Genomic DNA, 14,697 nt, shown 5'->3' with positions numbered 1-14,697 from the left:
TTCCCCCAACCCCGGCCCCGAGGGAAGAAATCACCTCGGGGCCGGGCACTGCTTCACACATCAGTGCCTGCAGGGCGGCTTCAGTAGGACGCCTGAAGCGTCAGCCCGGAGTAGTCCGTGTAGCCCTTGATCATCACGTGGTAGACGCCCGCGACGGGGCTGTTGATGAGGCACGACTCCGTGTTGCCGCCCGTCAGGGGGCGGCAGTCGTAGGCGGTGTCCGTGGGCGCCTGGCCCTGGCGGACATACAGGTCCGCGTCTCCCGTGCCGAACATCGTCTGCACGAGCAGCGAGCTCTTCCCAGCCGGCACGGTGATGGTCCAGTAGCGGTACGAGTCCTTCGCGCCCGACAGGTTCGTCACCGGGACGTTGTTGTTCAGGATGCCCGTGCCCGGGTTGCCCGGGTTCCCGGAGCCGGGGACATAAACGCCGAGCAGCGTGGCGCCGGTGAACGTCTGGGACGAGCCCGCGTTGTACACGCGCACGTGCCAGGTGCCCGCCTGGGGGTTGTCCACGTAGCACGTCTGGTTGTTATTGACCGCGCTGCCCGAGGCACCCAGGCAGTCATACGAAGACAGGGTGGGCGAGCTGCCGCGCTTCGCGTAGATGCGCACGGGGCCGCTCGATGCGCTGTAGGTGCTGAAGGTGACCTTCGTGGCTCCCGTCGGAACCTCCAGCGTGTAGTTGCAGGAGAAGCCTCCGGACGGTGCGCTCAAGCCATTCATGCTGACGTTGTTGCTGATCGGGCTGGTGGTCGTGCACCCCGGCTGCCCCCCCGACAGGGTGTAGGTTCCCGTGATGCTCACATTGGAGAACGACCCGGTGCCGTACAGGCGCGCCCAGTAGATTCCCGAGGACGACACAGGGATGGAGCAGGTCTCGTAGTTGCTGTAGAGGCTGGAGGACTTGCAGTCGTAGACCGACTCGGTGGGGGACGCATCCCGGCGCACGAACAGGTCGGCGTTGCCGCTGCCGCCGCTGGTGGTGAACGTCACGTTGGTGGCACCGGTGGGGACAGACAACTTGTAGATGCAGGACCAGTCGCCCGTGTTCGCGCCGATGCCGGTCAGGGCCACGTCCTTGGTCAGGGTGGTACTGCTGGTGCAGCCCGTCTGTCCGGAAGGCGTGGACGTCGCCTTCAGGGTCGCGGCGCTGAACGCCGAATAGCCATACAACTTCACGTAGTACGTGCCCACCTGCGCGCCGGTGATGGAGCAGGACTCCGTGCTGCTGGCGCCAGCGGAGCTACAAGTACTGCTCCCCGTGGTCGGTTCCGAGCCGTACTTCACGTACAGGTCCACGTCGCCCGAACCGCCGGACGTGCTGAAGGTGAGGTTGCTGTTCGCGGACGCGACGTACAGCGTGTACGTGCAGGAGTACTCCCCCGCGTTCGCGCTGATGCCGGTGACGGTCACGTTGGGGGTGAGGGCAATGCTGCTGGTGCATCCGGCCAGGGCCTGCACCCGCTCTTCCGGCGGGGGCCCCTTCTCCAGCACCGGGGCCTGTTCAGCGGCCTCGGTGGGGTTCCCCAGCTCCGTCTCAGCGCCCTGCTCCATCTCCGCGCCACAGCCCGTCAAAGCACACGTCAGCCACACGGCGGCCAAAGACTTCAATCCAAGATGTTTCAAGATGTTCCTCGGTTTGTGAGAACGCTTGTCGCCAGGGGGGGCGAAAGCCTGTCGTCCGTCCGGCCTCGGACAGTACGCAAGCTATCAAGCGTGTCTGACATTCCGCGTGAGGCCGGCCCGCACGGAGCGCGCGGGCCGGATGCGGCCTCCTCAGGGTGAGAGGAAGAGGCTCTCGCCCAGGGCCAGGCGCTTGTGAGCGGCTCGCGCGTCCAGCTTGATGAGGACCTTCGGGTCCTCGTCCGCCTGCTCCTCCGCGGAGAGGGAATCCCATTCCTCCAGGTCGAGGACCTCCGGAACGACAAGCGTGCGCAGGTCGGGAGGGTTCTGCGACTTGATGACCTTGCGGCCGTTCATCACGTAGTGCGTGAGATGTTTCGAGTGCAGTTGGGACGCGTCTCCAAAGAGGGTGAGCCACGCGCCAGAGCCGGAGTCGACGAGTTCCGCCTCCACCGCTCCCGCCGCGTACGTCACGCTGTCCATCGAGGTCGCGACGAGCGTCTCCTTCACGCGCAGCGTCCCGGTGCAAACGAAGGTGAAGCCCACGCCGACGAAGAGGTTGCGGCACGTGACGTCGCCGAACACGACGAGGACGCCCTCGTCCCGCCTGGCGGCTTCCACCAGCACGTTGCCTTCGACGTCCAGGTTCCCCATCACCAGCGTGTAGGCGTTGGGCGGCCGCCAGGGAGCGGCGCCCGTCTCCTTCACCTCCGCCGGCTGGGCCCAGGGCTCCTCCACATCCAGGGTGAACAGGCCCTCGACGAACTTGCGCAGCGCTTCGGGCGCGGACTGGAGCTGGGGCGGGGCGGTGGGCCTGGGCGGCATGGGCGGGCTTCCTTCCGGTGAGGGGGGCCAGGCCTCCTCCTGCCCGGGGGCGGAGGCCGGGGCAACCGCATTCGTCACTCGATGGTGGCGAGGGCCTCCACGCCGTGCTCCTGGCACCAGCGGCGGTACGTCTCCAGCCGCTCCGCGGGGCTCACGCTCTTGAGGACCTGACCGTCGTCACCCAGGTATTCGATGCCGCCCTTCACGGTGATGTGCAGGACGAGGGGCTCATCGCCCACGACCTGCCAGCTGTCGACGTTGCCGGACGGCTCATAGACATACGTGCCCGGGCCAATCACCTCGCCGGTGTCGAGCAACTGACGGCGGCCAGAGATGTTGAAGGCGTGCGACTCGCCGACGTGGCGGTGCCGGGGGATGAGGGTGCCGGGCTCCAGGCGGAAGAGGTACATCCAGCCGCTGCCGTCGCGGAAGAAGCGCAGCGGCTTGAACGCGAGCCCGGGCCGGCCCATGGGGATCCACGGCATGCGTTCGGAGTCGACGGGGTGGGAGGCGTAGGTGGAATCGGTCATGCCGGAAGGATGGTCCTCCGCTGGCCCGGTGACAGGGCCAGGATTGACGAAATCCATTGGGCCAATCCGTGGGAGGATGCGGCATGGACTTCCATGTGGAGCTCCGGGGACGCCGGGACCTGGCCGGGCAGATCTACCGGGGGCTGCGCGCGGCCATCCTCGACGGGCGCCTGCGCAGTGGGGAGCGGTTGCCGCCCACCCGTGAGCTGGCGCTGCGCCTGGACGTGGCCCGGAACACCGTGGGCGTGGCGTATGAATGGCTCACCGCGGAGGGGCTCATCGCGGGGCGCACGCGGGCGGGGAGCTTCGTCCAGGGAGAGGCGTCCCGGCCGCGCGGCAGGGCAGGGCGGGAGGCCCAGGTGCCGCTGCGTGCCCGGGCCTTCTGGCGCTCACTGCCGGACCTGCCAGCACCGCTGGCTCCCGCCGCGTATGACTTTGGCGTGGGCAGCCCGGACGTCTCGGGCTTTCCCTTCGAGTCCTGGCGCCGGCTGGTGGCGCGACAGCTGCGGGCCGCCACGATGTCCGGGGGCTACGTGGACGCTGCCGGGCACCGGGGGCTGCGGGAGGCGGTGGCGCGGCACGTGGGCGTCTCGCGGGGCGTGCGCGCGGAGGTGGACGACGTGTTCATCACCAATGGCGCGCAGCAGGCGCTGGACCTCGTGGGCCGGGTGCTCATCGAGCCGGGGGACTGCGTCGCCATGGAGGAGCCCGGCTATCCACCCGCGCGGCAGGTGTTCCAGTCGCTGGGCGCGCGCGTCGTGCCCGTGCCGGTGGACGCGGAAGGACTGGACGTGGCGGCGCTGCCGGACGCCGCTCGGCTCGTCTATGTCACGCCGTCGCACCAGTTCCCGCTGGGCATGCCCATGTCGCCCGCGCGCAGGGTGGCGCTGCTGGAGTGGGCGAAGCGGCGCGACGCGGTGGTGATTGAAGACGACTACGACAGCGAGTTCCGCTTTGGCGGACGGCCCCTGGAGACGTTGCATGGGATGGATCGCTCCGGGCGGGTGCTCTACGTGGGCTCGTTCTCGAAGGTGATGGTCCCCATGCTGCGGATGGGGTTCCTCGTCGCGCCGCCGTCGCTCCAGCGGGAGCTGCGGTGGGCACGGCGCGTGATGGATTGGCACAGTCCGGTGCCGGAGCAGGCAGCGCTCGCGCGGTTCATCGACAGCGGACTGCTGGCGCGGCACATCCGCAAGATGCGGCGGGATTACGAGGCGAGGCACGCGAGTGTGGCGGAGGGGCTTTCGCGCCACTGCGGAGACTGGCTCCAGGTGGTGCCCTCCGTGGCGGGCCTGCACCTGTGCGCGACGTTCCGGCGAGGCGGCGTGGCGCTGGAGCGGGAGACGGTGGCGCGGGCCCGGGCGGTGGATGTGGGGCTCATCAGCCTGTCGCGTTACTTCGCGGGGCCACGAGCTCGGCCAGGGCTGGTGCTGGGATATGGCGGTATTCCTGCGACACGCATTCCAGAAGGCATGAAGCGGCTGGGCGCTTGTCTTTCGAAGGTGGAGGGATTGACCAGGAATTGATGAAGGAGTCTGATTTCTTTCATCATGCTCACCGCCACCGCAGGGGAAGCCGCGCCGCAGGCAGTGTGTCCAACGCATCCCAGCCGTGAGGCTGTGCGCACCTGTGTCCGTTGTGGAGGGTATGTCTGCTCCGCATGCGAGCGCGAGGCAGGCCAGTGTCCGGAGTGCATGCGTCAGCTTGCGCTGGAGGTGCCTGACTCACGCGCTCGTGCACTCCGGGCCGTGGTCTCCCTGCTCATCACCCTGGGGGCTTCCTTCCTGAGCCTGCTCTTCCACGTCGGGTTGTTGCTGATGGGAGAAGAGGGGGATGAAGCCCTGGAGAAGATCACCGCGGTCGTGACCACCGTCGGCTTTCTCTCGGGCTACGGCTCGAGGGTCTACTTCTTGATGTGGTTCCACCGGGTCGTTCGCCAGCTCCAGGCCCAGGGGGCCGGTATTGGCCTCACTCCAGGCGGAGCCGTGTGGATGTGGCTGATTCCCTTCGTCAACTTCGTGAAGCCCTTCACCCTCATGAAGGATGTCGCCGAGAAGGCGGGGGGCGCGCGGTTCGCCGCGTCGCTGCACCTGGGGCTGTGGTGGGGCGTTCAGCTCCTCTTCTACGCCGTGGACACGGTCAAGCGCGTGCTGGTGAAGGTCGTCTGGAAGGAGAACGGTGCGCCCTGGGATGCCGCCTGCGTGCTCGGCATCGTGATGGCGCTCGTCGTCGTGCTGTTGACCCTCTCCTACGTGCGGGTCGTCCGGGAGCTCCAGGCGCGGATGGACCGGCGCCGGGCTGCACTGGAGGCTGGGAACGAACCTGTTCCGGAGGATGAAGCCGTCGCCGCGTAGCCCGGCTACTTCGCCAGCCGGGTCGCGTGGCTCGCGGCGAGCTTCCACTGGCCCTCGCGGTAGACCCAGGTGTCGGTGAACTGGAAGTCGCCTTCGAACTGCGTCTTGCCGGAGTGGCCCTTGAGGGTGGTGATGCCGGTGACGACAGCGGCGTCGCCGTACAGGCGGATCTTCTGGTGGTGGTTGCGGAAGACCTCGTAGACGGGGTCCTTCTTCGCCACCTCCGCCAGGTTCTGCTCCAGGTCGGTCACCGTGCCCTTGGAGTCGGTGAGCGTGAAGCGCGCGTCCAGGCTCTTTCGCAGCGCGGCGACATCGGCGGTCTCGAAGGCGCGGCAGAGCGCGGCCTCGACCTTGAGCAGCTCACGCTCGTCCTGCGCGGGGTCCCGGGCTTCCGCGGCGCCCGTGGCGAGGGCGAGTACGGTGGTCAGCGTGGTCTGGAGTTTCATCCGGGGCTCCGTGCGTGAGGTGGGAGGCCGCAGGCTACCGCGCTCAGACAGGGGCCGCGACGCGGACCAGCTGCTTGCCCAGGTTCCGACCCTCGAACAAGCCACGCAGGGCGGACGGCGCCTGCTCCAGCCCTTCGGCGATGGTCTCCGCCAGGACGAGCTCCCCCCGGGCAGCCCAGGTGGACAGCTCGCGGAAGGCCTCGGGGAATCGTGGGACGTGGTCCAGGAAGATGAAGCCCTCCATGCGCCCCCGCTGGAAGGCCAGCTGCATGTAGTTGCGCGGCGTGGCGCCGTAGTCACGGTCCTTGTAGCCGGAGGAGACCGCTCCGCAGAGCACCACGCGGGCGCGCAGCGCCAGGTGGTCCAGCGCCGCCTCCAGCACGGGCCCTCCCACGTTGTCGAAGAAGACGTCGATGCCCTTGGGCGCCAGTGCCTGGAGGCGCGTCCGGACGTCCTCGGACTTGTAGTCGATGCAGGCGTCGAACCGGGCAACGCGGGTGACCCAATCGACCTTGTGCTGGCCGCCCGCGATGCCGATGACGCGGCAGCCTCGGAGCCTTGCGACCTGTCCGGCGATGGAGCCCACGCTTCCAGCGGCGCCGGAGATCAGGACGGTTTCACCTGGAGCCGCGCGGGCCACGTCCGTCATGCCAATCCACGCGGTCAGCCCGCTGGCGCCGTAGAGGTTCAGCATGGCCTTGGGGTCGATGCCGTCCGGCACCTTGTTGAAGCCGAAGAGCCCCGCGTCACCGGCCAGCGCGTACTCCTGCCAGCCCGTCATGCCCGTCACCCAGTCGCCCACGGCCAGCCGTTCAGAGCGGGACGCGATGACCTGTCCGACACCTGCCCCGCGCATGACTTCGCCGAGCTCGACGGGCCGGATGTAGGTCGCATGGGGATTGAGCCACGTGCGTTGGGTGGGTTCGATGGCGAGACAGACGACGCGCACCAGTGCTTCGCCGTGACCCGGGGCCGGCACCGGCGTCTGACGCCATTCGAAGCAGGCGTCAGAGACCTCGTCGTGGGGACGCGACTTCAGCACCCACTGGTTGTTCATGGCGTCTCCTTGGAGAACGCGGGGGCCGCGAGCTTTCGGGCGCAGTCGCGGATGTCGTCCGGCCAGCTCCGAGTCCACTTGTTGAAGCGGGTGCGGTCGCCCGCGTAGAGCGCGCGGGCGGCCTCCTCGTAGCCCGGCGCGTTGCCGGCCATCGTGGTCATGAAGCGGTCCGTGGCGGCCTGGGCGCGGCGGACACGGTCGGCGTCGCCGCTGTTCGCGCGAGCGGCCTCCACCAGCTTGCGCAGGGCCACGGATGCGCCGCCGGGTTGCTCGGACAGCCATTCCCAGTGACGGGGGAGCAGCGTCACCTCGCGGGCCACCACGCCCAGCTTGGGGCGGCCGGGGCCTCGGGGTTCCGAAGACTCGGCGGCTGGGTCGGGTGCCGGCTGGAGGCGGGCGAGTACCTCCGCCAGCGTGCCGCGCAGGTGGAAGTCCACGGTCCGGCCCGTGGCGTCGTCGAACAGAAGCAGGGATTCATGCTCGCCCGCATCGAGCGTGGTCTTGGCGGCGGTGACGACCTCGGCCGGTGAGCCGGAGGCAAGCAGGCGCTGGCCGGTGAAGGCGGTCCAGGTGACGGAAGGGGAAGGCATGTCGGGTATATTACCCGGATAGAAATGGGCGTCAATTCTACCCGGGTAATATGGTCGCATTGACCGGGATGGCTGGCCGTGGGAGCAGGTCGGTCAGGAGGCGAGGCATGAAGGACGCGAACAGGATTCCCGTCATCGTGGGCGTGGGGCAGGTCAACGACCGTCCGGAGGATCCGCTGCGGGGCCTGGATTCGCTGGGCTTGATGGAGGCCGCGCTGCGGGCGGCGGACGCGGATGCGGGTGGTGGGTGGCTCTCCCGGCTGGATGCGCTGTCGGTGGTGGATCAGCTCTCGTTCCGGCAGATGGGGCCGTTGCCGCTCGCGCTGGCGGAGCGGCTGGGAGCTCGGCCGCGCATTCATGAACAGACGGCGGAGGCCAACGGGGACAGCCCGGTGCGGCTGCTTCACGAGGCTGCCAACCGCGTTGCTTCCGGTGCCGTAGAGGTCGCGGCGGTCGTGGGCGGCGAGGCCCTGCGCACGGCGGCCCGGCGCGCGGCGCTGGCTGCGGGGGATGCACCCTCCGCGCACAACGCCGCGACGAGTATCGGTGTCCAGGCTCACGCGGCCTACCGGAAGCGCTACGGCCTCAACTCTCCGGTCGACGTCTATCCCCTGTATGAGAACGCCGGCCGTGCCGCGTATGGCCAGACGCTGGCGGAGGCGCAACGGGAGAGTGGCGAAATCTGGTCGCGGTTCTCGCGGGTCGCTGCGGGCAACCCCGGTGCGTGGATCCGCGAGCCTTTGTCCGTGGAAGAGATTGTCACGCCCTCGCCGTCCAACCGGCCCATCGCGTTTCCGTACTGCAAGCGGATGGTGGCGAACAGCGCGGTCAACCAGGGCGCGGGGTTCCTTGTCACCAGCCTGGCGAATGCCCTCGCGCATGGCGTGCCAGAGGACCGCCTCGTGTACGTGGGGCGGGGCGCGGCGGCGCACGAGCCGGAGGACTTCCTCGCGCGCGATGGCTACTCGAGCTCACCGAGCATGGCCGTGTCGCTGCGTCGCGCACTGGAGCTGAACCGGCTGACCGTCGACATGCTCGACTTCGTGGAGCTCTACAGCTGCTTCCCCTGCGTGCCGAAGATGGCGCGCCGGGTGCTGGGCTGGCCGCTGGAGAAGCCCGCCACCGTGTTCGGGGGGCTCACGTTCGGCGGAGGTCCCGTCGCCAACTACATGAGCCACGCGGTGGTCAGCATGGTGCAGCGGCTGCGCGAGCAGGGACGCCATGGCCTGCTCTTCGGCAACGGCGGCTTCGCGACGTACAACCACAGCCTCGTGCTCACGCGCGAACCGCCGCCCGCTGGAACACTGCCCCAGTCCTTCGAGCATCAGGCGGAAGCAGACGCCGCGCGCGTCCCGGTCCCTCCGTTCGTGGAGGGCGCCACGGGCCCCGGCCGCATCGAGACGTACACCGTGCTGTACGAACGCGACGGCAGCCCGAGGTTCGGTGTCATCGTCGCGCGCGGCGCGTCCGGTGAGCGTTTTCTCGCGAAGGTCCCGGCCCACGACACCGCAGGCATCGACTTCCTGTGCGACGGGAAGGAGGAGCCTATCGGCAGTGAAGGTCACGCCGTCGCCGGACCCGGCGGTGACATCCTCTGGCACCGGGCTTAGTCATCATTGCTTGTATTGCGGTTAATCCAGAAGCAACCCGTTCAGCCCCCCCGCGACAATGGAGCCTGCCCGCCCGTGGAGCGCCATCCATCTCGTGATGGCGCGACAGGAAAATGCGAGCTGGAACGGAGCCTGTGGATGCACCCCGCGAATCACGACTTGAAGAGCACCTGGAAGGTCCTGCCCCTGTGGCTGCTGGCCGCGTGGATGGGCTGTGGCGGGGATCCGCTCCATGAGCCCCTGGCCTCGCAGCAGGATGCGCTCGTGGACGGCTACAACCTCGTCGTCACGGGCGTGAGTCCCACCACGGTGGTTCCGAGCAGTGCCGTCACCTTCAGCGCGACCATCCGGAACGCGGGGAACGTAGCGACGCCCGCGGGCATCGTCCACGGCCTCTCCTTCTGGGTGAACGGTACACAGGTGTCGTGGTCGGACACGTACACGAGCTCCATCGCGCCGGGGGCCAGCGTCACGCTCACCGCCAACTCCGGCCCTGCAGGGACGAAGGTGTGGACCGCGCCGGCCACGGCGGGAGCCCACACTCTCCTCGCGCATGTGGATGACATCAACCGCCTGCCGGCGGAGACGAACGAGAGCGATAACCAGTCCAGCTTCCCGCTGAGCGTGACGCCCGCCGCGACCTGCTCGGACCGGGTGCGCAACGGCACCGAGACGGGAGTCGACTGCGGGCCGGACTGTGGCCCCTGCGAGTGGCCGTTCACCGCGGTGCCGCGCACCACGCTACGGAACTCGGCGAAGCGGGTGTATGCGCACTGGCACTACTACCCGGTGTCGTTCGACAACACCCACCCGACGTCCAATGACTACTACGAGCGCGGCTACATCGCGGTGAATGGCGAGAGCGGAAGCCACGTGGCCTACGGCGGCATGATGCGGGAGCGGCCGCTCCCGAGACTGCCCCGGACGGAGACGGACTGGCGGCTTCGCGACGCGAAGGACGAAATCGAGCTTGCGGCGAGGATTGGCATTGATGGCTTCTATCTGAACCTGTGGACCGACAGCGACGTGAACAACGGCGCGGTGTGGACGCGGGCGAAGACGATCGCCGACGCGGCCTCGCAGGCCGGCGGCTTCGACATCATCCCCAACTTCGACATGACCATCCTGGGGACGGGGAGCCAGGCGGGGGACCAGGACCTGATGATTCGCATCCTGGGTCAGCTGAAGGGCTACGCGGCGCTCCTGCGGCGGCCGGATGGGAAGTATGTCGTTGGCCTGTTCAATCCCGCCGCGCAGGGCCGGACGGCGGCGTTCTACGCCACCGTGAAGCAGCGCGCGTCAACGGAGCTGGGCATGAGCCTGTACCTGGTACCTGTCTTCCTTGGCACGGGGAGCACGGCGCTCTTCGAGGAGTACAAGAGCGTGGGGGATGCCTATGCGGGGTGGGGGACGGCCGTCCCGGTGACGACGACGTCGGGGTACTCCGGGAGCTTGAAGACGAAGGCGGCCGGATACGGCAAGCCGTGGATCCATCCGATGAGCAGCCAGGACTACCGGCCCAAGGACAAGGCCTTCTGGGAGGCGCGCAACTCCCTGACACTCCGCTCCATCTGGGAGAATGTGATTGCCGACGGCCTGGACGAGGTCCAGATCGTCACCTGGAACGACCAGCACGAGCACCACAACATCCGGCCGTCGACGGGGAAGCAGTGGCCCGCGTACGACATGACCGCGTATTACATCCAGTGGTTCAAGACGGGCACGCGGCCGACCATTGAGCGCGACGTGCTGTATTACAACCACCGCATCCACCATCAGTCTCTCGTGCCCACGACCCAGACGTCCGCGAACCTCGCGGTGTGCAGGGCAGGGTGCCCGGCGACGAATGAAGTGGAGCTGGTGGGCTTCCTCACGTCCGCGGGCCGGCTTGAAATCACGCAGGGCACGACGACCTACGGCGAGGACAAGACGGCGGGCGGCGTGCAGGCCATCCGGACGGCGTTGGCGGTGGGGACGCCGACCTTCCGGCTGAAGCGCTCGGGGGCCACGGTGGTGCAGTTCCAGAGCATGCACCCCATCGTCGGTTCCATCGCGTATCAGGACCTGCTGTACCGCGCCGGAAGCTCGGCCCGCGCGGCGCTCCCGTCCTGCGCGACCTCCTGTGCCAACGCAGAGGCCCGCTGCCGGCTGTGCCCCGGCGAGCCGATGTGGCTGAAGCGCTGAAGACGCTCAAGGGGCGACGGGCCTGGGCTTCGGCGGCAGTACCCTGGCCGGATACTTGCTGAAGGAGGCGACGGCTCCTGCGCTGGTGCAGGGCCTGGCCCCTTGGATCAATGACCTGCGTCGAGCGGATCCGGCGTCACTGAGCCAGCGCCTGGAGGCGGAGTACTACATCTCCCATCTGATTCTGGCGGAGTTGGCACAGCGCGGCGAGGACCTGGCGAAGTACGAGGAGCCCATCCTCCAGCTGAGGAGGCCCTCTCAAAAGGTCGGCCGGTTGAGCAGGCCTGGGGGCCACAGTCCAGCCACTCGAACGTCCGCGGGCCCAGGAGCACTTCGAGTGGCTCGCCCGATGTCTGGCTCACCCGTTGCTCAAGTCCTCCCCTCGTGGTCCCAGAGGGAGAGTCAGCGTGAGACGGATGACAGTCGCAGGGATGTTGTGGGGAATGGGTGTGGCGCTCGCGACCCTGAGCGGGTGCGGAGCGCCACTGACGGTGGAAGAAGATTTACATCCGCCAGGGGCGGAGACCGTCGGCACGGAGCGCGCGGCGCTCACGACGCGAACGGTCGTCCTGACGCCCACGGAGGACGCGCATGTGGAGGCCTCGTCCCCGAACACGAGCTTCGGCGCTTCCTCCACCTTGAAGGTCTCGCGAACCCCCGAGGCGCTGACGTACCTGCGATTCTCCGGGGCCGAGCTCCCCGTTGCCGGGACGGTGACGTCCGCGAGGCTGCGCCTGTTCGCGATGAACAACGCGGCCCAGGGTGTCGTCGTGCACGACTCGCCGGGCGTGCACATCTGGGACGAAAGCGTGACGTGGAATACCCGGCCGAGCTGGAGCGACGCCTTGCTCACCTCGAGCGAGGGGCCCGTGAGGAGCGGGACCTGGGTGGAGCTCGACGTGTCGGGCATGTACATCCCCAGCCGCTACTACAGCGTCGACTTCCGCCTCTCCGCGAAGGGCACGGACAGCCTCACGTTCGGGTCGAGCGAGTCCTTCGAATTCAAGCCGCAGCTCGTCCTCACCGTGGAGTCCGCGGAGAACAACCCGCCGCCGCCGCCCGCGCCGCTCACGCTCTCCGGCGCGCCGGTCTCCTTCACCGCGAGCGGCGACACGTTCGTCGACGCGGAGAGTCCGGGCACGGCCCAGGGCGGCGCCACGACGTTCAAGGTGGACAGCGCCCCCATGCAGGAGGCCTACCTGCGCTTCCCGGTGCAGGGGCTGACGGAGGCCGTGCAGCGCGCGGTGCTGCGCCTGTACGTGAGCTCGGGGTCGGATGACGGCCCGGCCGTGTACGCGCTGACGGGGCTGCCGTGGAGCGAGGCCAGCGTCACGTGGAACTCGCGCCCGGCCCGCACGGGCAGCCCGGTGGAGGACGCGCAAGGGCTCGCGACGGGGAGCTGGGTGGACTACGACGTGACGGACCTGGTGCGTGGCAACGGGGACGTGGCGTTCGGGCTGTACCCGACCTCCAGCGACGGCGTGACGTTCTACTCGCGGGAGAGCGCGGATGCGTCGCTGCGTCCCCGGCTGCTCGTCTGGACGGGCGCGGCGAAGACAGCCTCGACGGACGCGTGCCTGACCCGCACGGAGTACGTCGAGGTCCCCGTCAACGCGCTGCACGACACCTACGCCGCGGCGGATGCGCCGGACTCGAAGTTCCAGCACCACGCCTCGCTGCGTGTGGACGCGGAGCCCCGTGCGGAGGCCTTCCTCCGCTTTGATGTCCAGTTGCGGCCGGAGCGTATCCAACGGGTGGCGCTGCGCCTGTATGCCATTGACGGCACGGGCAACGGGCCCCGGCTCTACCGGGCGTCGACGTTCGACGGTGCGACGACGGACTGGAACCACCGCCCGGCGCCAGTGGGCGAGCCGCTGGTGGACCTGGGGGCCGTCGCGAGGGATGCGTGGGTGGAGCTGGACGTGACGAACACCGTGACGGCCTCCGGGACGTACGCGTTCGCGCTGCTGCCGGACAGCACCAACAGCGTGGGCTTCGTCTCCACGGACGCGGAAGCGCGCCACATCATCGGGGGCGCGCCCCGGCTGGTCATCACGTATGAGAGCAGCCCGTTCTGCTCGTACCGGGGCACGAAGCCGTCGGGGACCACGGCCTGGGTGCGTCAGGACGGAGGCGCGCGGGCGGAGGCCCCTCGTCACGTGGCGCCCGCGCCGGATGGCGGGTTCGCGGTCGTCACCCGGCTCTTCGGCACGGGGACCCCGCCCGTCCCATCGGGCCACACCGTCACCCTGCACCGGGCGGATGGCGCCGTCGCGTGGACGCGCTCCTTTACGCAGGCGGGGGTGCGGTTGGAGAAGGTGGTGGTGACCACGGTGGGCAACGTGCTGGTCGCCGGCAGCTACGACGGGGCACCGGACCTGGGCAAGGGGCCGCTGCCCCAGGGCTCCGGCATGGTGGTGATGAAGCTCACGCCTGACGGCACGGTGGACTGGACGCGCGGCTTCCGGGCCTGGTTCGGTGACCCGAGCGACCCGGAGCATTACCAAGACAACCCGATGGAGGTGCTCGACCTGGCCACGGATGCGCATGGCAGCGCGGTGCTCGTCGGCACGTTCTGGGGCTACACGGACTTCGGCAACGGGCCGGTGTATTCGGGCAAGCCGTTCCCGTACGACGACACGTACCCGAACTCCTACGTGCTGAAGCTCCAGTGGGACGGTGCGCCCCTCTGGTCGCGCGTGCTGGCCGGGACGTCCCTGGTGGGCACTCGGGCGAATAGCGTCGCAGTGGACGCCAGCGAGGGCGTCATCGTGGGCGGCCAGGCGGGCAGCAACACCGACTTCGGTGGCGGCACCGTCGCGGAGCGCGGAGGCTTCGTCGCCCGGTATGACGTCGGGGGCGACTTCGGCTGGGCGCGGGTGATGAGCGCGCGCTTCATCGAGGTGAACTCCGTGGGCGTGCTGCCCGACCAGCGCATCGCCTTCACCGGGAACTTCAACGGGTACCTGTCGTTCGCCGGCCAGAGCTACGTCAGCCGCGAGCCGGAGGAATACGAGGGTGCCCGGGATGCGCTCGTGGGCGTGCTCACCGCGGCGGGTGGGGACGTGGGCTTACGGCAGTTCGCGCACTCCGGGTTCACGGACATGGTGGTGGACGGGGCCGGGAACATCGTGACGACCCAGTCCGGCGCGGGGAACCTCATCGGGCTGGGCGACGTCGGTTGGGACCAGGATGAGGTTGCCCGGCCCACGCTGGCGGCCTTCGGTTCCGGGCTGGAGTCCCGGTGGGTCCGCGTGCTGGGGCTGACGTCCGTGCATGAGCTCCACCTCGCGTCCTCCCCGGACGGCGTCGTGGTGGCGGGCAACCTGAACGAGGCGCTCGAGATGGACGGCACCTGGTACACGCCGCAGTCCCGGCGCTCCGACGTGCTGCTGTTCAAGCTGCGCAAGTAGGCCACCGTGCCTCGGGGCTCCAGCATCCAAGCGGGGCCTCGGGGACGTGCCGTCTGGTAGTTG

11 protein-coding genes are annotated in these 14,697 nt (G+C 68.8%); 5 read left to right on the top strand and 6 right to left on the bottom strand.

The features are described 5' to 3' along the window. Nucleotides 1–80 precede the first annotated feature (80 nt). The 3 genes from D7Y04_RS32435 to D7Y04_RS32425 all read right to left on the bottom strand — a co-directional run bounded on the left by D7Y04_RS32435 (nucleotide 81) and on the right by D7Y04_RS32425 (nucleotide 2,980). On the bottom strand, nucleotides 81–1,613 hold the full coding sequence (locus tag D7Y04_RS32435) for a PPC domain-containing protein (protein WP_147477238.1): 1,533 nt from the start codon (nucleotides 1,611–1,613) through the stop codon (nucleotides 81–83). Nucleotides 1,614–1,778: 165 nt separating this feature from the next. Further along, the gene (locus tag D7Y04_RS32430; protein WP_121761789.1) at nucleotides 1,779–2,450 is read right to left on the bottom strand and encodes a hypothetical protein; all 672 of its coding nucleotides are present in this window, start codon (nucleotides 2,448–2,450) and stop codon (nucleotides 1,779–1,781) included. A gap of 74 nt (nucleotides 2,451–2,524) precedes the next feature. Beyond that, nucleotides 2,525–2,980, bottom strand: coding sequence for an anti-sigma factor (locus D7Y04_RS32425; RefSeq protein ID WP_120600397.1), 456 nt, complete (start codon nucleotides 2,978–2,980; stop codon nucleotides 2,525–2,527). An 83-nt stretch (nucleotides 2,981–3,063) separates the two neighbouring features. On the opposite strand from D7Y04_RS32425, the gene D7Y04_RS32420 reads away from it, so the two are divergent. Further along, nucleotides 3,064–4,506 carry a PLP-dependent aminotransferase family protein gene (locus D7Y04_RS32420; protein WP_121761788.1) on the top strand — a complete coding sequence of 481 codons (1,443 nt, stop codon included), beginning with the start codon at nucleotides 3,064–3,066 and terminating at the stop codon, nucleotides 4,504–4,506. 168 nt (nucleotides 4,507–4,674) lie between these two features. Continuing rightward, nucleotides 4,675–5,334: a DUF4328 domain-containing protein gene (locus D7Y04_RS32415; protein WP_158627620.1), complete on the top strand. Its 660-nt coding sequence runs from the start codon at nucleotides 4,675–4,677 to the stop codon at nucleotides 5,332–5,334. Between the two features lie 5 nt (nucleotides 5,335–5,339). Here D7Y04_RS32415 and D7Y04_RS32410 read toward each other — a convergent pair whose 3' ends face one another. Genes D7Y04_RS32410 through D7Y04_RS32400 form a run of 3 tightly spaced genes read right to left on the bottom strand, consistent with a single transcriptional unit; the run spans nucleotide 5,340 to nucleotide 7,427 of the window. After that, nucleotides 5,340–5,780: a nuclear transport factor 2 family protein gene (locus D7Y04_RS32410; protein WP_120594938.1), complete on the bottom strand. Its 441-nt coding sequence runs from the start codon at nucleotides 5,778–5,780 to the stop codon at nucleotides 5,340–5,342. Nucleotides 5,781–5,823: 43 nt separating this feature from the next. Further along, nucleotides 5,824–6,837, bottom strand: coding sequence for an NADP-dependent oxidoreductase (locus D7Y04_RS32405; RefSeq protein ID WP_121761786.1), 1,014 nt, complete (start codon nucleotides 6,835–6,837; stop codon nucleotides 5,824–5,826). Further along, complete coding sequence (locus D7Y04_RS32400) at nucleotides 6,834–7,427, bottom strand: DUF2239 family protein (protein WP_121761785.1); 594 nt, start codon at nucleotides 7,425–7,427, stop codon at nucleotides 6,834–6,836. Before D7Y04_RS32400 ends, D7Y04_RS32405 begins: the two co-directional genes overlap by 4 nt. Before the next feature lie 107 nt (nucleotides 7,428–7,534). On the opposite strand from D7Y04_RS32400, the gene D7Y04_RS32395 reads away from it, so the two are divergent. The 3 genes from D7Y04_RS32395 to D7Y04_RS32385 all read left to right on the top strand — a co-directional run bounded on the left by D7Y04_RS32395 (nucleotide 7,535) and on the right by D7Y04_RS32385 (nucleotide 14,634). Further along, nucleotides 7,535–9,037 (top strand): acetyl-CoA acetyltransferase, encoded by a 1,503-nt coding sequence (locus D7Y04_RS32395; protein WP_121761784.1) that lies wholly within the window; start codon nucleotides 7,535–7,537, stop codon nucleotides 9,035–9,037. A gap of 138 nt (nucleotides 9,038–9,175) precedes the next feature. Next, nucleotides 9,176–11,221, top strand: coding sequence for an endo-1,3-alpha-glucanase family glycosylhydrolase (locus D7Y04_RS32390; protein WP_121761783.1), 2,046 nt, complete (start codon nucleotides 9,176–9,178; stop codon nucleotides 11,219–11,221). Nucleotides 11,222–11,664: 443 nt separating this feature from the next. Continuing rightward, nucleotides 11,665–14,634 (top strand): DNRLRE domain-containing protein, encoded by a 2,970-nt coding sequence (locus tag D7Y04_RS32385; protein ID WP_233601668.1) that lies wholly within the window; start codon nucleotides 11,665–11,667, stop codon nucleotides 14,632–14,634. Nucleotides 14,635–14,697 lie beyond the last annotated feature (63 nt).

Origin of the sequence: Corallococcus sp. AB038B (genome assembly GCF_003668955.1) — a bacterium.
GTDB lineage: Bacteria > Myxococcota > Myxococcia > Myxococcales > Myxococcaceae > Corallococcus > Corallococcus exiguus.
The sequence above is the reverse complement of the archived record's forward strand: the minus strand, read 5'-3'. Positions and strand labels throughout refer to the sequence as shown.